This window comes from Pseudomonas sp. B23(2017) (assembly GCF_002113725.1).
GTDB classification, from domain to species: Bacteria; Pseudomonadota; Gammaproteobacteria; order Pseudomonadales; family Pseudomonadaceae; genus Aquipseudomonas; species Aquipseudomonas putida_Z.
The window spans coordinates 31,917-54,255 of the sequence record NZ_NEJM01000021.1; the positions used below are offsets into that span (position 1 = coordinate 31,917).

18 protein-coding genes are annotated in these 22,339 nt (G+C 63.4%); 7 read left to right on the forward strand and 11 right to left on the reverse strand.

Annotation, left to right across the window (positions count from 1 at the left end; translation table 11 throughout):
• Positions 1 to 55: 55 nt before the first annotated feature.
• The 10 genes from CAG46_RS25445 to CAG46_RS25490 all read right to left on the reverse strand — a co-directional run bounded on the left by CAG46_RS25445 (position 56) and on the right by CAG46_RS25490 (position 12,910).
• Positions 56 to 1,624 (reverse strand): SpoVR family protein, encoded by a 1,569-nt coding sequence (locus tag CAG46_RS25445; protein WP_085618940.1) that lies wholly within the window; start codon positions 1,622 to 1,624, stop codon positions 56 to 58.
• On the reverse strand, positions 1,621 to 2,892 hold the full coding sequence (locus tag CAG46_RS25450; protein WP_013970586.1) for a YeaH/YhbH family protein: 1,272 nt from the start codon (positions 2,890 to 2,892) through the stop codon (positions 1,621 to 1,623). Before CAG46_RS25450 ends, CAG46_RS25445 begins: the two co-directional genes overlap by 4 nt.
• A 130-nt stretch (positions 2,893 to 3,022) precedes the next feature.
• Positions 3,023 to 4,945, reverse strand: coding sequence for a PrkA family serine protein kinase (locus CAG46_RS25455; RefSeq protein WP_015268718.1), 1,923 nt, complete (start codon positions 4,943 to 4,945; stop codon positions 3,023 to 3,025).
• A gap of 283 nt (positions 4,946 to 5,228) precedes the next feature.
• Positions 5,229 to 5,558: a thiosulfate sulfurtransferase GlpE gene (gene glpE / locus CAG46_RS25460; RefSeq protein ID WP_085618943.1), complete on the reverse strand. Its 330-nt coding sequence runs from the start codon at positions 5,556 to 5,558 to the stop codon at positions 5,229 to 5,231.
• 14 nt (positions 5,559 to 5,572) lie between these two features.
• The gene (locus tag CAG46_RS25465; RefSeq protein ID WP_085618945.1) at positions 5,573 to 6,439 is read right to left on the reverse strand and encodes a symmetrical bis(5'-nucleosyl)-tetraphosphatase; all 867 of its coding nucleotides are present in this window, start codon (positions 6,437 to 6,439) and stop codon (positions 5,573 to 5,575) included.
• Entirely contained in the window at positions 6,439 to 6,819 is a 381-nt protein-coding gene (gene apaG, locus CAG46_RS25470) for a Co2+/Mg2+ efflux protein ApaG (RefSeq protein ID WP_012270198.1), read from the reverse strand. Before apaG ends, CAG46_RS25465 begins: the two co-directional genes overlap by 1 nt.
• A 206-nt stretch (positions 6,820 to 7,025) precedes the next feature.
• Positions 7,026 to 7,826: a 16S rRNA (adenine(1518)-N(6)/adenine(1519)-N(6))-dimethyltransferase RsmA gene (gene rsmA, locus CAG46_RS25475; protein ID WP_025337458.1), complete on the reverse strand. Its 801-nt coding sequence runs from the start codon at positions 7,824 to 7,826 to the stop codon at positions 7,026 to 7,028.
• Positions 7,823 to 8,812: a 4-hydroxythreonine-4-phosphate dehydrogenase PdxA gene (pdxA, locus tag CAG46_RS25480; protein ID WP_075044408.1), complete on the reverse strand. Its 990-nt coding sequence runs from the start codon at positions 8,810 to 8,812 to the stop codon at positions 7,823 to 7,825. Before pdxA ends, rsmA begins: the two co-directional genes overlap by 4 nt.
• Positions 8,809 to 10,128 (reverse strand): peptidylprolyl isomerase, encoded by a 1,320-nt coding sequence (locus CAG46_RS25485; RefSeq protein WP_085618947.1) that lies wholly within the window; start codon positions 10,126 to 10,128, stop codon positions 8,809 to 8,811. The genes pdxA and CAG46_RS25485 overlap by 4 nt, the downstream gene beginning before the upstream one ends.
• The gene (locus tag CAG46_RS25490; protein WP_085591385.1) at positions 10,109 to 12,910 is read right to left on the reverse strand and encodes an LPS-assembly protein LptD; all 2,802 of its coding nucleotides are present in this window, start codon (positions 12,908 to 12,910) and stop codon (positions 10,109 to 10,111) included. The genes CAG46_RS25485 and CAG46_RS25490 overlap by 20 nt, the downstream gene beginning before the upstream one ends.
• A gap of 130 nt (positions 12,911 to 13,040) precedes the next feature.
• On the opposite strand from CAG46_RS25490, the gene CAG46_RS25495 reads away from it, so the two are divergent.
• From CAG46_RS25495 to CAG46_RS25505, 3 genes are read left to right on the forward strand one after another with little or no spacing between them, the layout of a single operon-like run.
• The gene (locus CAG46_RS25495) at positions 13,041 to 14,060 is read left to right on the forward strand and encodes an aminoglycoside phosphotransferase family protein (RefSeq protein WP_085618950.1); all 1,020 of its coding nucleotides are present in this window, start codon (positions 13,041 to 13,043) and stop codon (positions 14,058 to 14,060) included.
• Positions 14,057 to 14,728: an N-acetylmuramate alpha-1-phosphate uridylyltransferase MurU gene (gene murU, locus CAG46_RS25500; protein ID WP_085618952.1), complete on the forward strand. Its 672-nt coding sequence runs from the start codon at positions 14,057 to 14,059 to the stop codon at positions 14,726 to 14,728. Before CAG46_RS25495 ends, murU begins: the two co-directional genes overlap by 4 nt.
• Before the next feature lies 1 nt (position 14,729).
• Complete coding sequence (locus CAG46_RS25505) at positions 14,730 to 15,497, forward strand: TerB family tellurite resistance protein (protein ID WP_085618954.1); 768 nt, start codon at positions 14,730 to 14,732, stop codon at positions 15,495 to 15,497.
• Between the two features lie 138 nt (positions 15,498 to 15,635).
• Here the strand turns inward: CAG46_RS25505 and CAG46_RS25510 are convergent, their stop codons facing one another.
• Positions 15,636 to 16,634, reverse strand: a complete 999-nt coding sequence (locus CAG46_RS25510) for an alpha/beta hydrolase family protein (RefSeq protein ID WP_085618956.1) — start codon at positions 16,632 to 16,634, stop codon at positions 15,636 to 15,638.
• A 93-nt stretch (positions 16,635 to 16,727) separates the two neighbouring features.
• Here CAG46_RS25510 and CAG46_RS25515 point away from each other — a divergent pair, with 93 nt between their 5' ends.
• The 4 genes from CAG46_RS25515 (at position 16,728) to CAG46_RS25530 (ending at position 22,257) form a co-directional block, all read left to right on the forward strand.
• Entirely contained in the window at positions 16,728 to 19,115 is a 2,388-nt protein-coding gene (locus tag CAG46_RS25515; RefSeq protein WP_085618958.1) for a PAS domain S-box protein, read from the forward strand.
• Between the two features lie 7 nt (positions 19,116 to 19,122).
• Positions 19,123 to 19,755, forward strand: coding sequence for a response regulator transcription factor (locus CAG46_RS25520; protein WP_170929296.1), 633 nt, complete (start codon positions 19,123 to 19,125; stop codon positions 19,753 to 19,755).
• 296 nt (positions 19,756 to 20,051) lie between these two features.
• Entirely contained in the window at positions 20,052 to 21,176 is a 1,125-nt protein-coding gene (locus tag CAG46_RS25525; RefSeq protein ID WP_012270208.1) for an ABC transporter ATP-binding protein, read from the forward strand.
• A 40-nt stretch (positions 21,177 to 21,216) separates the two neighbouring features.
• The gene (locus CAG46_RS25530) at positions 21,217 to 22,257 is read left to right on the forward strand and encodes an ABC transporter substrate-binding protein (protein ID WP_085618960.1); all 1,041 of its coding nucleotides are present in this window, start codon (positions 21,217 to 21,219) and stop codon (positions 22,255 to 22,257) included.
• Positions 22,258 to 22,339: the final 82 nt, after the last annotated feature.

Consider the following 22,339-nt stretch of genomic DNA (forward strand, 5'->3'; position numbering starts at 1 on the left):
GTGCAGCTCTCCATAACTGCCGACAGGATACCCTGTCGGCACTCATGGCGTGGCACTAGAGGTGGTGGATGACGGCCAGGTCCATTCGGCCGTAGTCGGCACTTTCGCCGTGCTCGCCGCGTGGTGGCATGTGGTGGGTCTTCATCACCTGCTCGCCCTGTACGGTCTCAAGGTGGATGTCGAAGCCCCACAGGCGGTGCAGGTGCTTGAGCACTTCATCGGTAGAGTCGCCCAGCGGTTTGCGGTTGTGTTGCTGGTGACGCAAGGTCAGCGAGCGGTCGCCGCGGCGGTCGACGCTCCAGATCTGCACGTTTGGTTCGCGGTTGCCCAGGTTGTACTGCGCCGCCAGCAGTTCGCGAATGGTCCGGTAGCCGGCCTCGTCGTGGATGGCAGGTACATACAGGTCGTCGCGCTGGTCGTCATCCAGGATGCTGAACAGCTTCAGATCGCGCATGACCTTCGGCGACAGGTACTGCAGGATGAAGCTCTCGTCCTTGAAGCTGCTCATGGCGAACTTGATGGTAGAAAGCCAGTCACTGCCGGCAATGTCGGGGAACCAGCGGCGATCTTCTTCAGTCGGGTCTTCGCACATGCGGCGGATGTCGGTGTACATCGCAAAGCCCAGTGCGTAGGGGTTGATGCCGTTGTAGTAGGGGCTGTCGAAGCCGGGCTGGAACACCACGCTGGTGTGCGACTGCAGGAACTCCATCATGAAGCCTTCGGTGATCAGCCCCTCGTCATACAGGTCGTTCATCAGTGTGTAGTGCCAGAACGTCGCCCAGCCTTCGTTCATCACCTGGGTCTGGCGCTGCGGGTAGAAATACTGGGCGATCTTGCGCACGATGCGCACCACTTCACGTTGCCAGGGCTCCAGCAGCGGGGCGTTCTTCTCGATGAAATACAGGATGTTTTCCTGCGGTTCGGCGGGGAAGCGCGCATCATCGCGCTCGTTACCCTTGTCGGCACTCTTCGGAATGGTCCGCCACAGGTCATTGATCTGCCGCTGCAGGTGCTCCTCGCGCTCCTTCTGCCGCCGCCGCTCCTCTTCGGCGGAAATCGGATAAGGCCGCTTGTAACGGTCGACGCCGTAGTTCATCAGGGCGTGGCAGGAGTCGATCAGGTCTTCCACGGCATCGATGCCATGGCGCTCTTCACACTGGGCGATGTACTGCTTGGCGAACACCAGGTAGTCGATGATCGAACTGGCGTCGGTCCAGGTGCGGAACAGGTAGTTGCCCTTGAAGAAACTGTTATGGCCGTAGCAGGCATGGGCGATCACCAGTGCCTGCATGCACATGGTGTTTTCTTCCATCAGATAGGCGATGCACGGGTCAGAGTTGATCACGATCTCGTAGGCCAGGCCCATCTGGCCACGGCTGTAGGACTTCTCCGTGCTGAGGAACTGCTTGCCGTAGGACCAGTGGTGATAACCCAGCGGCATGCCGACCGAGGCGTAGGCGTCCATCATCTGCTCGGCGGTAATCACCTCGATCTGGTTGGGGTAGGTGTCCAGGGCGTAACGCTCGGCCAGGCGGCTGATTTCCCGGTCGTAGGTCTGGATCAGTTCGAACGTCCACTCGGACCCGGTGGAAATAGGTTGGCGTCTCTGTGCTCTGGCGGTCATGTGGCTAACCTGCGCTGGAAGAGTTCACGGAAGACCGGGTAGATATCGCCGGCCGATACCAACTGCTGCTGGGCGAACGTGTCGGGGAAGGCTTCGCCGATGCGCTCGTATTCGTACCACAGCGCCTGGTGTTCACGCGGGGTGATTTCAACGTAAGTGTAGTACTGCACATGCGGCATGATCTGCTTGGCCAGGATGTCGCGGCAGATCGGCGAGTCGTCGTTCCAGTTGTCGCCGTCGGAAGCCTGGGCGGCGTAGATGTTCCAGTCGCTGGCCGGGTAGCGTTCGGCCATGACCTCCTGCATCAGCTTCAGCGCGCTGGAAACGATGGTGCCGCCGGTTTCCCGCGAATAGAAGAATTCTTCCTCGTCGACTTCACGGGCGCTGGTGTGGTGGCGGATGAACACCACTTCGATGCGGTCGTAGTTACGCTTGAGGAACAGGTACAGCAGGATGAAGAAGCGCTTGGCGATGTCCTTGGTGGCCTGGGTCATCGAGCCGGACACGTCCATCAGGCAGAACATCACTGCCTTGGAGCTGGGGTTGGGCTGCTTGACCAGCAGGTTGTACTTGAGGTCGAAGGTGTCGAGGAAGGGCAGGCGGTTGATGCGTGCCTTCAGGCGTTCGATTTCGTGTTCGACTTCCTGGATATCGGTGAAGTTGTCTGGCTCCTCGACCTTCAGGCGGGCGAGTTCCTTCTGCGCTTCGCGCAGCAGTGCGCGGCTGCTGCCGGTCAGGGCGATGCGCCGGGCATGGGCCGAACGCAGGGTGCGCACGATGTTGATGCGTGACGGGTTGCCTTCGTTGGCGATACCGGCGCGCACGGTCTTGAAGGTGTCGGCCCCGGTCAGGTGACGTTTGACCAGGTTGGGTAGCTCGAGGTCCTCGAACATGAACTCGAGGAATTCTTCCTGGGTGATCTGGAAGACGAAGTCGTCCATGCCTTCGCCGGAGTTGCCGGCCTTGCCTCGGCCGCTGCCACCGCCACCGCCTTGTGGCCTGGGGATGTGTTCACCGGCGGTGAATTCCTTGTTGCCTGGGTGCACGATGGTCTGCTTGCCCCCGCGACCATGGTGCAACACCGGTTCGTCGATGTCGCGCCCCGGAATGCTGATCTGCTCGCCATGTTCCATGTCCATGATGGAACGGCGGCTTACCGCCTCTTCGACGGCTTTCTTGATGTGTTCGCGGTACCGCCGCAGGAAGCGCTGGCGGTTCACCGTGCTCTTGTTCTTGCCGTTCAGGCGTCGATCTATAACGTAGCTCATGGTCCCTCCGGTAGCTGGGAACAGCTGCACGCTTCAAGCTACGAGTTGCTGCACGTAAAGGCAGCAAAGCAGCTGCCGCCGCCCAGGGCTGGCATAGCAGCCCTGGGCGCGCGGTGGGTAGCTTGTCGCTTTATTGCGATTTCCTGACCCGCAGGTACCATTCCGACAGCAGACGAACCTGTTTGTCGGTGTAGCCACGCTCCACCATGCGCGTGACGAAGTCGTTGTGTTTCTGTTGGTCCTCCTTGCTTGCCTTGGCGTTGAAGCTGATGACCGGCAGCAGGTCCTCGGTGTTGGAGAACATTTTCTTCTCGATCACCACCCGCAGCTTTTCGTAGCTCAGCCAGCTCGGGTTCTTGCCGTTGTTGTTGGCCCGGGCACGCAGCACGAAGTTGACGATTTCGTTGCGGAAATCTTTCGGGTTGCTGATGCCGGCCGGCTTCTCGATCTTCTCCAGTTCTTCGTTGAGGGCGATACGGTTGAGGATTTCGCCGGTTTCCGGGTCGCGGTATTCCTGGTCCTGGATCCAGAAGTCTGCGTACAGCACGTAGCGGTCGAAGATGTTCTGGCCGTATTCGCTGTAGGACTCCAGGTAGGCGGTCTGGATTTCCTTGCCGATGAACTCGATGTAGCGCGGGGCCAGGTACTCCTTCAGGTAGCGCAGGTAGCGTTCGCGCACCTCGGCCGGGAACTGTTCCTGCTCGATCTGCTGCTCCAGCACATACAGCAGGTGCACCGGGTTGGCGGCCACTTCATGCGGGTCGAAGTTGAACACCTTGGACAGGATCTTGAAGGCGAAGCGGGTCGACAGGCCGTTCATGCCTTCGTCGACGCCGGCGGCATCGCGGTACTCCTGGATCGACTTGGCCTTCGGATCGGTGTCCTTGAGGTTTTCCCCATCGTACACCCGCATCTTCGAATAGATGTTGGAGTTTTCCGGCTCTTTCAGGCGCGATAGTACGGTGAACTGGGCGAGCATCTTCAGCGTGTCTGGCGCGCAGTGGGCCTTGGCCAGCGAACTGTTGATCAGCAGCTTGTCGTAGATCTTGATTTCGTCGCTGACGCGCAGGCAGTACGGCACCTTGACGATGTAGATCCGGTCGATGAACGCCTCGTTGTTCTTGTTGTTACGGAAGGTGTGCCATTCCGATTCGTTGGAGTGGGCCAGCAGAATCCCGGAGTAGGGGATGGCGCCGAGGCCTTCGGTACTGTTGTAGTTGCCTTCCTGGGTGGCGGTGAGCAACGGGTGCAGGACCTTGATCGGGGCCTTGAACATCTCGACGAATTCCATCAGGCCCTGGTTGGCCCGGCACAGCGCGCCCGAATAGGCATAGGCGTCGGCGTCGTTCTGCGGGAATTCCTCGAGCTTGCGGATATCCACCTTGCCGACCAGCGCCGAAATGTCCTGGTTGTTCTCGTCACCGGGTTCGGTCTTGGCGATGGCGATCTGGTTGAGGATCGACGGGTACAGCTTCACCACCTTGAACTTGCTGATGTCGCCGCCGAACTCCTGCAGGCGCTTGGTGGCCCAGGGCGACATGATGGTGTTCAGGTAGCGCCGCGGGATGCCGAACTCTTCCTCGAGGATGGCCCCGTCTTCGGTGGCGTTGAACAGGCCCAAGGGCGATTCGAATACCGGCGAGCCCTTGATGGCGTAGAACGGCACCTTTTCCATCAGCTGCTTGAGTTTCTCGGCCAGCGACGACTTACCGCCGCCCACCGGGCCCAGCAGATAGAGGATCTGTTTCTTTTCCTCCAGGCCTTGGGCGGCGTGGCGGAAGTAGGACACGATCTGGTCGATGCACTCTTCCATGCCATGGAAGTCGGCAAAGGCCGGATAGCGGCGGATAACCTTGTTGGAGAAGATTCGCGACAGTCTGGAGTTGGTTGAGGTGTCGATCAGCTCCGGCTCACCGATGGCCAGCAACAGCCGTTCGGCCGCCGATGCGTAGGCACTGCGATCCTCTTTGCACAGCTCGAGGTACTCCTGCAGCGAGAGTTCTTCCTGGCGCGTAGACTCGAAACGTTGTTGGAAGTGGCTAAAAATACTCATGACGTCACCTCGCTCGATACGTGGAGACGACGCCGGATCAGTCAGCTGATGCTGGCATGCAACCGGGGTTGCCGATTGCTGTATACCCCCCAGAACACCCTGTAACGCTACCGATGACCCGCACGCCGGTGTACCGGCTCTCCCCTTTTTCTGGATGGCCTGCGCTTAAGAATAGTTGGTTATCCGCAAGGTCAAGGGCGAGGGGCGGAGAAGTTGCGAACGACCGTTCGTCAGATAAGCCGCAAGCCCGCATGGGGCGCGGGCTGCAGTAAAAATGAAAAAATTATTCGGCAGTGCCCTGGGCGGTTTCGGCCGGGTAGGTGGCGCGCCACAGCTCAAAGCCGCCGTCCACGCTGTATACGTCCGAGAAGCCCTGGCTCACCAGATAGGCTGCGGCGCTCTGGCTGGAGTTGCCGTGGTAGCACACCACCAGGGTTGGGGCATCGAGGTCGGCATTGCGGATGAACTCGGCGACCGAATGGTTATCCAGATGCTTGGCACCGGTGATGTGGCCGGCGGCAAAGGCCTGCGGGTCGCGAATGTCGACGACTACCGCACCTTGCGCGCGCAGGGCCAGGGCCTGTTCGGGAGGGATGCGCTTGAATTCGCTCATGGGTACGGCTTCCTTCAGGATTGATCGTTCAGTGTAGGCGTTTGGGTGGGGAGGCGTAAGTTGCCGTCGTCGCTGCAGTCACAACGGTGGTATTCGCCGCTGTCGACGTTGTACAGGGTCATGGCACCGCCCCACACGCAACCGGTGTCCAGGGCGATGATGCCGGGCTCGTCGACCTGCCCCTGCAAGGCGGCCCAGTGGCCGAAGATGATCTTCACGTGGCGTGAGCGGCGGCCTTTGTGTGCGTACCAGGGCTTGTAGCCCTTGGGGGCGGTATCCAGGCCTTCCTTGCTCTTGAGGTCGAGCTTGCCCTCGGCGGTGCAGAAGCGCATGCGTGTGAGGTAGTTGGTGATGACACGCAGGCGTTCGATGCCGCTGAGGTTCTTGCTCCACTTGTTCGGCTCGTTGCCGTACATGCCGTCCAGGTACAGTTTCAGGCGCTCGTCGTCGCGCAGCACTTCCTCGACCTCGGCGGCCAGCTCCAGGGCTTTGCCCAAGGTCCATTGCGGTGGAATGCCGGCGTGAACCAGGGCAATGCCACGGGGTTCGTCGTAATGCAGCAGCTTTTGCTGGCGCAGCCAGTCGAACAGCTGGTCGGCGTCCGGCGCTTCGATGATCTCGCGCAGGGTGTCGCTTTTCTTCAGGCGTTCGACGTTGTGCCAGGCGGCCAGCAGGTGCAGGTCATGGTTGCCCAGCACGCACACCAGCGACTGGCGGATCGAATAAAGGAAGCGCAGGGTTTCCAGTGACTCGGGGCCGCGGTTGACCAGGTCGCCGACCAGCCACAGGCGGTCGACGGCGGGGTTGAAGTTGACCCGTTCGAGCAGGCACTTGAGTGGCTGCAGGCAGCCCTGCAGGTCACCGACGGCGTAGGTAGCCATCAGTGCAGCGCCCCGGGCACCGCCAGGCGGAAGGGGGCGATCTCGGCATCGAAGCGTTTGCCGTCTTCGGCGAACATCTGGTAGCTGCCCTGCATGGTGCCCACGCGGGTGCTGATGACCGCGCCGCTGCTGTAGGTATGGCTCTGGCCCGGGTCGATATTGGGCTGCTGGCCGACCACGCCGGCGCCACGCACCTCCTCGACCTCGCCGTCACCGTTGGTGATCAGCCAGTGGCGCGACAGCAGCTTGGCCTTGAGCGAGCCATTGTTCTGCACGGTGATGGTGTAGGCGAAAGCGAAACGACTGTTTTCGGGGTCGGATTGTTCTTTGAGGTAGCGGGTCACGACGCTGACGTCGATCTGATAGCGGGGGTCGGACATGCAAGGGCCTTGGGCGAACTGACGCAATAATGCAGTCTAGGCCATTGGGAGGGGGGAGGGCCAGCGGTGAGGGGCTTGGGGATTGTGTTGTCTGTCCCGGCCCTTTCGCGGGTAAACCCGCTCCTACAAGGTACTGCGCAGATTTTGAGAGCTGTGCAGTACCTGTGGGAGCGGGTTTACCCGCGAAGAGGCCGGTACAGGAGATATCAGGCTTGTTGGTCAGCCAACTGGTCAGCCAGGCGCACGAAGGCGGCCAGGTCCAGCTGTTCAGGGCGCAGGCTGCCGTCCACGCCGGCAGCTTCGATGGCCGCGCTGTCGAGCAGGCCTTTCATGGTGTTGCGCAGGGTCTTGCGGCGCTGGTTGAAGGCTTCGCGTACCACCTGCTCCAGCAGCTTTGCGTCCTTGGCCGGGTACGGCAGCACTTCGTGCGGCACCAGGCGGACGATGGCCGAGTCCACTTTCGGCGGCGGGTTGAAGGCGCCAGGGCCAACGTTGAACAGGTGCTCGACCCGGCAGTGGTACTGCACCATGATCGACAGACGCCCCCAGTCACCACCGCCAGGGCCGGCGGCCATGCGCTCGACCACTTCCTTCTGCAACATGAAGTGCATGTCGCGGATCAGCCCGGCATGGCTGAGCAGGTGGAAGATCAGTGGGGTGGAGATGTTGTAGGGCAGGTTGCCCACCACCTTGAGGCTGCGCGGTGGCACACCCAGCTGGTTGAAGTCGAACTTCAGGGCGTCGCCCTGGTGCAGGCGGAAATTGCTGCGACCGGCGAACTTGTGCTGCAGGATCGGCACCAGGTCCTTGTCCAGTTCCACCACGTCCAGCTGTGCCCCGCTGCCCAGCAGGCCTTCGGTCAGGGCGCCCTGGCCGGGGCCGATTTCCAGCAGATGTTCGCCGGCCTTGGCGTTGATGGCACGCAGGATGCGGTCGATGATGCCGGCGTCGTGCAGGAAGTTCTGGCCGAAGCGCTTGCGCGCCCGGTGTTGGTATTGCTCGTTCATGGTCGGTTCTCGGCCATCTGGTAGGCGGTTTCCAGCGCGACGCGCAGGCTGCCGGTGTCGACCTTGCCGGTGCCGGCCAGGTCCAGGGCGGTGCCGTGGTCGACCGACGTGCGGATGATCGGCAGGCCCAGGGTCACGTTGACCGCAGCGCCGAAGCCTTTGTACTTGAGTACAGGCAGGCCCTGGTCGTGGTACATCGCCAGCACCGCGTCGCAGTGCTCCAGATATTTGGGGGTAAACAGGGTATCGGCCGGCAGCGGCCCGCGCAGGTCCATGCCTTCGGTGCGCAGGCGGGCCAGGGTCGGCTCGATGATGTCGATTTCCTCGCGGCCCAGGTGGCCGCCCTCGCCCGCGTGCGGGTTGAGGCCGCACACCAGGATGCGCGGGTTGGCAATGCCGAACTTGTCGCGCATGTCGGCATGCAGGATACGGGTTACACGCTCGACGCGCTCGGCAGTGATGGCGTCGGCAATGTCGCGCAGTGGCAGGTGTGTGGTCACCAGGGCCACGCGCAGGCCACGGGTGGCCAGCATCATCACCACTTGCGCGGTGTGGGTCAGCTCGGCAAGGAATTCGGTATGCCCGGAGAAGGCGATACCGCTTTCGTTGATCACGCCCTTGTGTACAGGGGCGGTGATCATCCCGGCGAAGTGCCCGTCCAGGCAGCCTTGCCCGGCACGGGTCAGGGTTTCCAGCACGAACGCGGCATTGGCCTTGTCGAGCTGGCCCGGCACTACCGGGGCCGCCAGGGGGGTATCCCAGACGTACAGGCTACCCGCTGGCGCCGGCTGCTCGGGCCATAGGCCCGGCGCTACCGGCAGCAGGTTGACGGCCAGCCCCAGCTGCGTGGCCCGCTCGGCGAGCAGGTCACGGCTGGTGATGGCGATCAGGGGGTGGGGCTGGGCGTCTGCGGCGAGCAGCAGGCACAGGTCGGGGCCTATGCCGGCCGGCTCGCCGGGGGTGACGGCGAAGCGCAGGGGCTTCACTGGGCGGCCTGGTCAGCGCCAGGCAGCTTGATTTCAACGTAGGCCTCGTCGCGGATCTGGCGCAGCCAGGTCTGCAGCTCTTCGTCGTACTTGCGGTTGCGCAGTACGTTCATGGCCTGTTGCTCACGAGCCTGCTCGGTGCTGTCGGTGGCGCGACGGCCCAGCACTTCCAGGACATGCCAGCCGTACTGGGTCTTGAACGGACGGGTGACTTCGCCTTGGGCGGCGTTGGCCATCTGCTCGCGGAACTCCGGTACCAGGCTGTTCGGGTCAACCCAGTTGAGGTCGCCGCCGTTGAGCGCCGAACCCGGGTCTTCCGAGAAGCTCTTGGCCAGCTCGCCGAAGTCTTCGCCGTTCTTGATGCGCTCGTACAGGCGCTCGGCCAGTTGCTCGGTAGCAGCCTCGCTGCGGATCTCGCTAGGCTTGATCAGGATGTGGCGAACGTGCACTTCATCACGCAGCACGTTCTCGCTGCCGCCACGCTTCTCCTCGAGCTTGAGGATGATGAAGCCGTTGGGGATGCGGATAGGCTGGGTAATTTCGCCAACCGGCATGTTGCTGAGCATCTTGGCGAAGTCTGGCGGCAGCTGGCCGGCTTTACGCCAGCCCATCTCGCCGCCTTCCAGGGCGTTTTCGCTGGCGGAGCGGGCAATGGCCATCTGGCCGAAGTCCGCGCCCTGCTTGAGCTGCTGGTACACATCGCCAACCTGGCGCGCGGCGGCCTGGATGGCTTCCGAGTTGGCCGCTTCCGGGGTCGGGATCAGGATGTTGGCCAGGCGGTACTCTTCCGACATCTGCATCTTGCCAAGGTCGGAGTTGAGGAAGTTCTTCACTTCCTGCTCGGACACCTGGATACGCTCGGCCACGCGGCGCTGGCGCACGCGGCTGATGATCATCTCGCGCTTGACCTGCTCGCGGGCGTCGTCGAACGACATGCCGTCACGGGCCAGGGCGGCGTGGAACTGGTCCAGCGACATGCCGTTGCGCTGGGCAATGGTGCCCATGGCCTGGTTCAGTTCTTCGTCGGTGATGCGGATGCCGGAGCGCTCGCCGATCTGCAGCTGCAGGTTCTCGACGATCAGGCGTTCCAGTACCTGCTGGTCCAGCGCACCGGCAGGCGGCATGCCGCCGCCGCGCTTGGCGATGGTTTGCTGGACCTCGCGGACACGCTGGTCCAGCTGGCTTTGCATGACCACGTCGTTGTCGACGATGGCCACCACGCGATCAAGAGGTTGCACCGCGGCATGCACCGCGCCACTCAGCAATGCAACGCCCAGCAACGCCGGGCGCAGTCGATCAATAAGCTTGGTCTTCACGTTCACGATAACCTTGAATGCCTTGGTCGAGGAAAGATTCGACCTTGTTGCCGACTACACCACCGAGGCCTTTCAGGACGATCTGAAGGAAGATGCCGTGGTCGCCTTTTTCGTTCGCCGGGAGGGCTTGGCTGAAGTCGTCGTAGTCGATCCAGTAACGGTTGATCAGACGCAGCTTCCAGCAGCAGTTGTCGTACTCGAAACCGCCCATGGCTTCCAGGGTGCGATTGCGGTTGTAGTCATGCTGCCAGCGAGCGATGACGCTCCACTGCGGAACGATCGGCCAGATGACCGAGAAGTCATGCTGCTGGATCTTGTAGTAGTCCTTGATGTAGTTCTCGCTGCCTGGGACGCCGTAGTCGCCACCGCCCACTTTCCAGGTACCGGTCGTGGAGTCGTAGGAGATGGTGTCGTTACGGTAGCGATAACCGAGGTTGACCACTTTGTTCGGGTTGTCTTCAGGCTGGTAATGGAACATCGCGCTGCCCGAGCGGGTGCTGCGGCTGTCCGGGTCCCAGTTGAAGTCCGAATTGAAGCGCCAGTCGCGGTTGAAGTAGTAGTTGTACACCAACGCGTATGGCGACACATCGGACTGCGAGTCGCTGCGGGTACGGTAATCGATACCAGGGAGCTGAACTTTGCGGTCCTTGAAGTAGAAGGCCTGACCGATGCTGAAGTTCTGGCGTTCGAAACCGTTTTCTTCGATCCAGCGGGTGGTTACGCCCAGCGACAGCTTGTTCTCGTCACCGATACGGTCGGTGCCGCTGAAGCGGTTGTCGCGGAATAGCGAATCGTAGCTGAACAGGGTTTCACCCGAGTCGAACAGCGGGATGTCCTTCTGGTCCTTGTACGGGACGTAGAGGTAGTACATACGCGGTTCGAGGGTTTGCTTGTAGTTGGTGCCGAACAGCGAAGTTTTGCGGTCGAAGTACAGGCCGCTGTCCACGCTGAAGATCGGTACGTCGCGGTTCAGCGAGCTGTTGTAGCTGCCGTACGCCGGGTTGGCCGATTGCGCGATAGCCTGGGTTTTACCCTGGCTGTCCAAGTCCAGATCGTAGTGGGTATACGCATACTTCAGCTTGGGGGTCAGGAAGCCGTAGCTGGCTTCCATCGGCAGGCTGATCGATGGTGCGACGTTGAAACGGTTGCCGTTGGCGCGAGCGATGCCGCTGACGTTCTGGTCCAGGCGGCGACCAGGCGCACCCGCCGAAGTGTCGGGAAGGCCATCTTCGTTCAATACGAAGTCGTCTTTCAGGTCACGATCGAAACGGACTGCCTCGGTTTCGTAGGCAATATTGAGCCCACCTGGCTCGTACGGCAGCTTACCGTTGAAGGTAATCTGCGGCAGGCGATCATACGGGGTGATCTTCGAGATGGTCGCCATCTCGTAGGCATGCACATTCAACCGCGCGGTGTAGTTGTCACCACGGTAGGTCAATGCACCCTGCTGGTTCAGCAGGTCCTGGGTTTCAATACCGATCTGGTCGGATTCCAGGTCCTGGAAGTAGAACGGATCGCTGATGTCGGTGTAGTCCACCTCGGTCATCAGGCGCTCGTCCAGCCCGCCCTTGTGCTGCCAGTTGACCATCCAGCGCTGCTCTTTGTAGTCAGTCTGGTCTTTGCGGTCGTCGTTCTTGTCGTTGAGATACGCGCCACCGAACTGGCCTTCGCTGGAAGGCGTCAGGTAGCGGAACTCGCCTTCCATCAGCAGGCCGCGCTTGGTCATGTAGCGCGGGTACAACGTGGCGTCGTAGTTCGGCGCCAGGTTGAAGTAGTACGGCGTGACCAGCATGAAGCCGGTGTCGCTGGTGCTGCTGAACGATGGCGGCAGGAAGCCGGACTGGCGACGGTCGTCGATCGGGAAGTAGATGTACGGTGTGTAGAACACCGGGAAATCCTTGACCCGCAGCGTAACGTTGGTCGCGGTACCGAAACCGGTGGCCGGGTTCAGGGTGATGTTGTTGCCCTTTAGCTGCCAGGCGTTGCTGCCCGGTTCGCAGGTGGTGTACGTACCGTCCTTGAGGCGGATGATGGCGTTCTCGCCACGCTTGGCGTACAGGGCACTGCCGCGGATGTGCGACTTGTGCATCACGTATTCGGCGTTGTCGACCTGGGCTTCGCCCGTGTCGAGCTGGATCTGTGCCTCGTCACCGACCACCAGCGAACCGTTGTCACGGATCTTGACGTTGCCCTTGAGCTCGCCACGGTTTTCGGTCTGGTAGAGGTTGGCCTCGTCGGCCTCGGCCTGCATGCTGCCCTGGCGCATCACCACGTCACCGGCGAGGGTAGCGATCTGCTGCTCCTGCTGGTACTTGGATACCTTGGCGTTGATGTAGGTCGGCGACTCGTCCTTCGGCGTGGTGTCGGCCATGCCCGGGCGGGTTGGTTCGATGTAGGCGCCACCGCAGTACGGGCCGGTTTCGGCCAGCTGTGCGGCAGTGAGCTTTTCACGCGGAACCCAGTCCAGGTGGCTGTAGTCTTCGCTACGCGACTTCAGGCCACGGCCCTTGGCCTCGGTGACCAGCATCGGCCGGTCCGCGGTTTCGCCTTCGCTCGCGGCTTCGGTGCCGGTGCTGACGGCAGCACCCTCGTGCACCGGGCGCGGCGGCAGGTTGTTGGCTGGGGTCTTGGGCTTGCAGTCCCAACCACCGGAGGCGGACACTTGGCAGTCGAACTGTTCGGCTGCCACCACGTAAGACGTGGCCAGAGGTTGCAGGGCCAGCAAACCGCCGGTTACCAGCAACGGAAACTTTCTACGAAACGCGGGGGATTTCAATGCCATCTTATTAGTCCGGGCTTCCTGCGTGCCATCTGCCCGCGTGTGGGGCCGCACGCCTCTCGATGGTCTGAAAAAGATGCTGGATAATAAAGCATGACCCGCTTGACGGCTAGGGCCGTCGGAGACCCTTGTAATGCCTGAACACGATGTACGCCTGCAACAACTGACGGTCTGGCTCGATGAGCAGCTCAATGATCTTTCCCGGAAAAACGCCTGGGGCGAAGTGCCCGCAGGCAGCCTGACCGCGGCCAGCAGCGATGCCAGCTTCCGTCGTTACTTTCGCTGGCAGGGCGCCGGCCACAGCTTCGTGATCATGGATGCACCACCTCCGCAGGAAAACTGCCGACCGTTCGTCGCCATCGACCACTTGCTGGCCAGCGCCGGCGTGCATGTGCCGCTGATCCATGCCCAGGACCTGGAGCGTGGCTTCCTGCTACTGGGTGACCTGGGCCACCAGACATACCTTGATATCATTGATGCCGACAACGCCGACGGCCTGTTCGCCGATGCCATCGACGCGTTGCTGGCGTTCCAGCGCCTGCCGATGGACGCGCCGCTGCCCAGCTACGATGATGCGCTGCTGCGCCGTGAAGTCGAGTTGTTCCCGGAGTGGTACGTGGGCCGTGAGCTTGGCCTGGCCTTCAGCGATGCCCAGAAAGCCACCTGGCAACGAATCAGTCAGCTGCTGATCGACAGCGCATTGGCCCAGCCCAAGGTACTGGTGCACCGCGACTACATGCCCCGCAACCTGATGCAGAGCACGCCCAACCCCGGCGTGCTGGACTTCCAGGATGCCGTGTACGGCCCGGTCACCTACGACATCACCTGCCTGTTCAAGGACGCCTTCCTCAGCTGGCCCCAGGCGCGGGTCGAAGGCTGGCTGCGCGACTACTGGCAGAAGGCGCAGGCTGCCGGCATCCCGGTGCAGGCCGACTTCGAGGCGTTCCAGCGTGCCAGCGACCTGATGGGTGTGCAGCGCCACCTGAAGGTGATCGGTATCTTCGCCCGTATCTGCCACCGCGACGGCAAACCCCGTTACCTGGGCGACGTGCCGCGCTTCTTCGCCTATATAGAAGAAGTGATCAGCCGCCGGCCCGAATTGGCGGAGCTGGGTGAGCTGATTGCCGAGTTGCAGGCCGGAGCGCGTGCATGAAGGCAATGATATTGGCAGCGGGCAAAGGCGAGCGCATGCGCCCGCTGACCCTGCACACCCCCAAGCCGCTGGTCCCGGTCGCCGGCCAGCCACTGATCGAGTATCACCTGCGTGCCCTGGCTGCGGCGGGCGTCACCGAGGTGGTGATCAACCATGCCTGGCTCGGCCAGCAGATCGAGGACCACCTGGGTGACGGCAGCCGTTTCGGCCTGAGCATCCGCTATTCGCCCGAAGGCGAGCCGCTGGAAACCGGCGGTGGCATCTTCAAGGCCCTGCCATTGCTGGGTGACGCGCCGTTCCTGTTGGTGAACGGCGATGTCTGGACCGACTACGACTTCGCGCGCCTGCTGGCTCCCCTGCAAGGCCTGGCCCATTTGGTGCTGGTCGATAACCCAGGCCATCACGGCCGCGGCGACTTCCGCCTGGTGGGCGAGCGGGTGGTCGATGGTGATGATGCCCCTGGCACGCTGACCTTCAGCGGCCTTTCGGTGCTGCACCCGGCGCTGTTCGAAGGCTGCCAGCCTGGCGCCTTCAAGCTGGCGCCGTTGCTGCGCCAGGCCATGGCTGCGGGCCAGGTCAGTGGCGAGCACTACCGTGGGCACTGGGTTGATGTCGGTACTATCGAGCGCCTGGCCGAGGCCGAGCGCCTGATCGGCGAGCGCGCCTGACATGTGGTGGCCAAGCACGGTGATTGGTGCCGGTGCCGGCTTTGCCGTTGCCAGCATCCCCGGGGCCTTGCTCGGCGCGTTGCTCGGCCAGGCCATGGACCGCCGCCTGCGTTTGCAAGGCTGGGAGGACATGCGCGAACGCCTGGGCGGGCGTTCGGCCTTGCAGGACGATGAGTTGCTGTTCGTTATGCTCGGGCGCCTGGCCAAGTGCGATGGCCGGGTGGGCGAGCAGCATATCCAGCAGGCGCGCCAGGAGATGGTGCGCCTGGACCTGGCCGAAGCGGCCCGGCTGCGTGCGATTGCCGCGTTCAACCGTGGCAAGGCGGGCAAGGACAGGCTGAGTGGGCACCTGCGGCGCATTCGCCAGCAGCCGCATGCGGCCGAGGGCACCCTGCGTGCCTGTTGGCGCATGGTCTGGGCCGACGGCAAGATGGGCAACAAGGAGCGTGAACTGCTGTTGGACTGGGGTCAGAAACTGGGCCTGAGCCGGCGGCAGGTGCAAGCCATGTCGCTGGAGTACGAACCACGCAAGGCGGCGGGGCCGGAAGGGGTCGCCATGACCTATGCGGCGGCGTTGCGCTTGCTGGCGGTCGAGGCGGATACCGATGCCGACAAGGTCAAGCAGGCGTATCGTCGGCTGGTCAGCCGGCACCACCCGGACAAGCTGGCGGGCACTGGTGCCAGTGAGGCGCAGGTGCGTGAAGCGACCGAGCGGACCCGGGAGTTGCATCAGGCCTATGCAATGATCCGTAAGCGGCGCGGCCTGTAAAAGCGGGGGCGCTTCGCACCCCTTTCGCGACACAAGGCCGCTCCCACAAGTACAGCGCAGCCCTCGGTTTTTGCGCGGCACCTGTGGGAGCGGCCTTGTGTCGCGAAAGGGCCGCAAAGCGGCCCCAGCATTCCTGGATCAACCCTGTGGGCTCATCCACCCCCGCACCCGGCGGAATAGTTGCTCCTGCTCGGCCACCTTGTTCCCCGGCATGGCAATCAGCGACAACTGCCGGTACTGACTGTCCTTCTGCCGCTTGCTGGCCTGCAGGCGCTGCGCGGCAGCATTGCGGTCAGCGCTGCGGGTGGCGTAGTAGATGTCGGCAGTCGGCACTTTCAAGGTCGGCGCCAGGCTTTCCAGGTCATGCTCCACCCGCGCCGGTGTCTGCGCGGCAACCATCACCAGTTTCTGCACCTGCGGTGGCTGTTTCTCGCTCAGGTAGCGGGCCGCCCAATACGCGCCGCTGCCATGGCCGATCAGCACGATGCTGCGGGCGTTGTGCTGCTGGGCAAAGGCCACCGCAGCATCCAGGCGGGCGAAAATGCGCTCGGCATCGGCCGGGTCGGTTTGCTCGCTGACCTGTTTGGCGTCAGTGCTTTCCGCGGTGTCGGCATCAGCTGCGGTAGCCTGGGCGACGTTGGCATTGGCATCGGCCGGCATGTCCTTGGCCGGGGCGCTTTCGCCCTTGTCTGGCTGCGGCTCGGCAGCCGGCTTGGCCTCGACCCGCGCCTGCGGGCTGTCGGCGAGCAGGTCGGGCAGGCTGATGCTCAGGCTGTGCCAGCCGATATCGGGGAACTTCTGCCGCAGCGGGCCGACCGCATTTGGCCAGTCAGCCGTTTCGCCAGCCCCCGGGACGATGATGACCGCCCCCTGCGGGTCGCTGTCGTTGGCCGGTTTCCACAGGGCCAGGAAGCTGTCGGCACCGGCCTGCAGGGTCTGCTGTTCGGCCTTGGGCACCAGCCGCTCCAGCGCCTGGGCGTCCTCCTGGCTGCGCTCCAGCAGCGGCGGGCGAGGGGCTTGGGCAGCGGGTGCCTCGGTGGTGGTGGATGGTTTTTCGGCATCGGCGGCCAGGGCGCCGAGTGGAAGGATCGAGGCCAGGCAGCACATTGCCAGCGTCGTGCGATAAAGTGTGGACATGATCAACCCAGGGCCAGAATGATACCGGAAGCCTAATAGTATTTGCCCGTGACGGCCATGCTGCATGGCCGCCTTGCCAAGACGAGCGTGTAGATGAAGCGAGTGCGTCGCCTGTTGGTTATCGGCTGCTTTTGGCTGCCCTTGATTGCATTGGCCAGGCCCGAGGCGGTGCCCACGGTTGCCCTGGAACCGGCCCAGCAGCAATGGCTGGATACGCACCGCAGCCTGCGTGTCGGCCTGGTGTTGCAGGCGCCCTACGCTCAGTTCGACCGGCGCCTGCAGCAGTTGTACGGGGCCAACGTGGAGCTGGTGAGCAGCCTGGCACAGGCGCTGCGGCTGGACCTTACCTGGCGCAACTTCGCCGACCAGGCCAGCCTCGAGCATGCCCTGCAGGCCGGCGAAATCGACTTTGCCCCGGGGCTTACCCAGACCCCTGCCAGCTTGCGTCTGTGGCTGTTCAGCGACCCTTACATGCGCGTGCCGCAACTGGTGGTTGGGCCGCGCACCGGGACCATGGCCGTGGAACTGGAAACGCTCGAGGCCGAGCAGCGGGTGGCGGTACGCATGCCCAGCCAGTTGGCGGACTACCTGCGTGGCAACTACAGCAACCTCAACCTGCAAGGGGTGCCCAACGAGCGCGAGGCCCTGCAACTGGTGGTGGGCGGCCAGGCCAGTTTCGCAGTGCTGGACGAAGCCCAGCTCAGCCGCCTGTCGCGCGAAAGCGAGTTCGGCGAGCTGGCGGTGGTCGGCGATATCGGCCTGCCGCAGCTGTTGCGCATCGGTTCGCGGCGCGACTGGCCGCTGCTGGCCGATGTGCTCGAGCGTGGCCTGCAGACGCTGCCGGCCAAGGAACTGGAGCAACTGCACCAGCGTTGGCTGCAGCCAAAGTACCCACGCCTGAGCGAGTCGACGGGGTTCTGGCAGAACCTGGCCCTGCTGTTCGGCATGCTGCTGTTGTGCGCGCTGGCCACCCTGCTGTGGCAGCGTCGGCAGCAGCGCCAGCTGGAGCGCAGCCTGCTGGCCACGCGCGAAAGCCTGGTGGAGCGGCAGGTGCGCGAAGAAGCGTTGCGCCTGAGCCAGTTCGCCATCGACCAGAGCACGGTGGGCATCCTCTGGGTCAACTGGGACAGCCACGTACGCTACGCCAACCATGCCGCCGAGCGCATGCTGGGCTACGGCGAAGGCGCGCTGCTGGAGCGTCCGCTGAGCGACTTTGAACCCAGCCTGACCATGGACCGCTGGCTGGAGCTGTGGAAGGGCGCGCGCACCGGGTCGGGCGGTGTCGGCCAGTTCGAGACGCAGTGCCGCCGGGCTGACCACAGCCTGCTGCCGGTCGAGCTGTCGCTGAGTTTTCTGCGCTTTCGTGACTCCGAGTACCTGGTGGTGTACCTCGCCGATGTCACCGAGCGCCACCGTGCCCTGGCGGCCCTGCGCGAAAGCGAGGCGCGCCTCAAGGGCATTGCCGGCAACGTGCCGGGGTTGGTGTTCCGCCTGGAGCGCGACCCGGCCGAGGGCGACCTGGAATTCCCCTACATCAGTGAGGGCAGCGAGGCCTTGGTGGGCTATTCGCCCAGCGAGATCCAGCACCCGCAGATGGGCCTGCGCAACCTGGTCCATCCCGAGGACCGCGCCGATTACCACCGAGTGCAGGACCTGGCCCTGGCCAGCGACCAGGACTGGTCCTGGCAGGGGCGCATCCTCACCCGCCAGGGTGAACAGCGCTGGGCCGACATCAAGGCCAGCACCCGGCGCCTGGGCAACGGCCAGGTGGTGTGGGACGGCGTGGTGTGGGACATCACCCAGGGCAAGCGGGCCGAGTTGGCGCTGGCCAGGTCCCAGGAGCAGCTGCGCGAACTGTCGGCCCACCTGGAGAGCGTGCGTGAGGAAGAAAAGGCCCGCATCGCCCGGGAAGTGCACGATGAACTGGGGCAGATGCTGACCGTGCTCAAGCTGGAGGTGTCGATGTGCGAACTGGCCTTCGCCGAGCTGGACCCGGGCCTGAACGAGCGCCTGACCAGCATGAAACGCCTGATCGCCCAACTGTTCCAGCTGGTGCGCGACGTGGCCACCGCCTTGCGCCCGCCGATTCTCGATGCCGGCATCGCCTCGGCCATCGAATGGCAGGCGCGGCGTTTTGAAGCACGCACGCAGATCCCCTGCCTGGTGCAAGTACCGGATAATCTGCCAGCATTGAGCGACGCCAAGGCCACCGGGCTGTTCCGTATCCTCCAGGAGGCACTGACCAACGTGATGCGCCATGCCCAGGCGCACAGCGTGGAGATCGAACTGGTGCGTGAGCACGGGCAATTGCGCATGACTGTCAGCGATGACGGCCAGGGCTTTTGCCGCGACCAGCCCCGGCCCACCTCGTTCGGCCTGGTCGGGGTGCGTGAGCGGGTACTGATGCTGGGCGGCAGCATGGCGCTGGACAGTGAACCGGGCGAAGGCACCAGCCTGAGCGTGGCCATACCGTTGGAGTAGGAGAGCGATCGTGATTCGAGTGCTGGTGGCCGAAGACCACACCATTGTCCGTGAGGGCATCAAGCAGTTGATTGGCCTGGCCAAGGACATGCAGGTGGCGGGGGAGGCCGGTAACGGTGAGCAGTTGCTGGAAACCCTGCGCCACACGCCGTGCGAGGTGGTACTGCTGGATATCTCGATGCCGGGTGTGAATGGCCTGGAGGCGATCCCGCGGATCCGCGCGTTGCACGACGCCCCGGCGATTTTGATGCTGTCGATGCACGATGAAGCGCAGATGGCGGCGCGGGCGTTGAAGGCCGGGGCGGCGGGCTATGCCACCAAGGACAGCGACCCGGCGCTGTTGCTGACCGCGATTCGCCGGGTTGCCGCTGGCGGGCGTTATATCGACCCGGCGCTGGCCGACCGCATGGTCTTCGAAGTGGGCCTGACGGAGTCGCGGCCGTTGCACACGCTGCTGTCCGAGCGGGAGTTTTCGGTGTTCGAACGCCTGGCCCAGGGCGCCAACGTCAACGACATCGCCCAGCAGCTGGCGCTGTCGAGCAAGACCATCAGCACCCACAAGGCGCGCCTGATGCAGAAGCTGAAAGTGAACTCGCTGGCTGAGCTGGTGAAGTACGCCATGGAGCACAAGCTGGTCTGAATGCGACATGCGCTTCCTGCCGCCTGTAGCGAATCCCTGTGGGAGCGGGTTTACCCGCGAAAGGGCCTGACCTGCCATCTGCGGTGCCTGGGCTGGCCTCTTCGCGGGTGAACCCGCTCCCACAGGGGCGTACCGGAGGGCTGAAAGAAGTGTTCCAAACCCGCCATCTTTGTAGGGGAATCCCTACAACAAATCTTCCATCCGGATGATGGCATTCTCTCAGCACCCCCGATTTTCCGGCGCTTGCCGCTTGTCTAGTCTTTGCCTACGCAGTCATCCAACAAGAAGGTGCAGGCATGAGCGAGGCGAAGTCGAACGCTGCAACCAGCGAAACGCTGGTCAGCTTCCGTGGTGTGCAGAAGAGCTACGACGGCGAGTCGCTGATCGTCAAAGACCTCAACCTGGATATTCGCAAGGGCGAGTTCCTCACCCTGCTTGGCCCGTCCGGCTCGGGCAAGACCACCAGCCTGATGATGCTGGCCGGCTTCGAAACCCCCACCGCCGGTGAAATCCAGCTGGCCGGGCGTTCGATCAACAACGTGCCGCCGCACAAGCGCGACATCGGCATGGTGTTCCAGAACTACGCGCTGTTCCCGCACATGACCGTGGCCGAGAACCTGGCCTTCCCGCTGACCGTGCGCAACCTGAGCAAGACCGACATCAGCGAGCGGGTCAAGCGGGTGCTGAACATGGTCCAGCTCGATGCCTTCGCCAAGCGTTACCCCGGCCAGCTGTCCGGCGGCCAGCAGCAGCGTGTGGCCCTGGCCCGCGCGCTGGTGTTCGAGCCGCAGCTGGTGCTGATGGACGAACCGCTGGGCGCGCTGGACAAGCAGCTGCGCGAGCACATGCAGATGGAGATCAAGCACATCCACCAGCGCCTGGGCGTGACCGTGGTGTACGTGACCCACGACCAGGGCGAAGCGCTGACCATGTCCGACCGGGTGGCCGTGTTCCACCAGGGTGAAATCCAGCAGATCGCCGACCCGCGCACGCTGTACGAAGAACCCTGCAACACCTTCGTCGCCAACTTCATCGGCGAGAACAACCGCATCAACGGCACCTTGCTGGCCAGTGATGGCAAGCGCTGCCAGGTGCAGTTGCCGCGTGGCGAGCGGGTCGAGGCGCTGGCGGTGAATGTCGGCCAGGCCGGCGAGCCGGTGACCCTGTCGATCCGCCCGGAGCGCGTGCGCCTGAACGGCCACAGCGAAAGCTGCGTGAACCGCTTCTCGGGCCGGGTGGCCGAATTCATTTACCTGGGCGACCACGTGCGGGTGCGCCTGGAGGTTTGCGGCAAGGGCGACTTCTTCGTGAAACAGCCGATTGCCGAGCTCGACCCGGCCCTGGCCGTGGGCGATGTGGTACCGCTGGGCTGGGAGGTGGAGCACGCCCGCGCGCTCGATCCGATTGCCGAAGCCCATTGATCGATTGCTTCACCAACCCTGTACTGTGGAGAGAATAATAATGCGCAAGCAGTTGAAACTGACCGCCCTGGCCCTGGCCCTGGGGCTGTTCGCCGCTGGCCAGGCCATGGCCGCAGACCTCACCGTGGTCTCGTTCGGCGGTGCCAACAAGGCGGCCCAGGTCAAGGCGTTCTACGAACCGTGGGAGAAGGCCGGCAAGGGCAAGATCGTCGCAGGCGAGTACAACGGCGAGATGGCCAAGGTCAAAGCCATGGTCGACACCAAGAGCGTGTCCTGGAACCTGGTGGAAGTCGAGTCGCCAGAACTGGCCCGCGGCTGTGACGAGGGCATGTTCGAAGAACTCGACCCGGCCCTGTTCGGTAATGAGGCCGACTACGTGCCGGGTGCCATCCAGCCATGCGGCGTGGGCTTCTTCGTATGGTCCACTGTGCTGGCCTACAACGCCGACAAGCTGAAGACCGCACCGACCAGCTGGGCCGATTTCTGGGATACCAAGAAATTCCCGGGCAAGCGCGGCCTGCGCAAGGGCGCCAAGTACACCCTGGAATTCGCCCTGATGGCCGACGGCGTGGCGCCGAAGGACGTGTACCAGGTGCTGGGCACCAAAGAGGGCGTGGACCGTGCCTTCAAGAAACTCGACGAACTCAAGCCAAGCATCCAGTGGTGGGAAGCTGGCGCCCAGCCGCCGCAGTACCTGGCCTCGGGTGACGTGGTCATGAGCTCTGCCTACAACGGCCGCATCGCTGCGGTGCAGAAAGAGAGCAACCTGAAGGTGGTGTGGAACGGCGGCATCTACGACTTCGACGCCTGGGCCATCCCGAAAGGCGCCAAGGATGCCGAGGAAGCGAAGAAATTCATCGCCTTCAGCGTGCAGCCCGAGCAGCAGAAGACCTACTCCGAGAACATCGCCTACGGCCCGGCCAATTCCAAGGCCGTGAGCCTGCTGTCGGACGCGGTGAAGAAGGACATGCCGACCACGCCTGAAAACATCGCCAACCAGGTGCAGATCGACGTGGCCTTCTGGGCTGACAACAGCGAGCAGCTGGAGCAACGCTTCAACGCCTGGGCGGCGAAGAAGTAAACGACCAGCGTAGGGGGCCGCGTTGCGGCCCATCGCCGGCAAGCCAGCTCCCACAGGGGGCCGCTGCCCTGGAGCCAGCGGA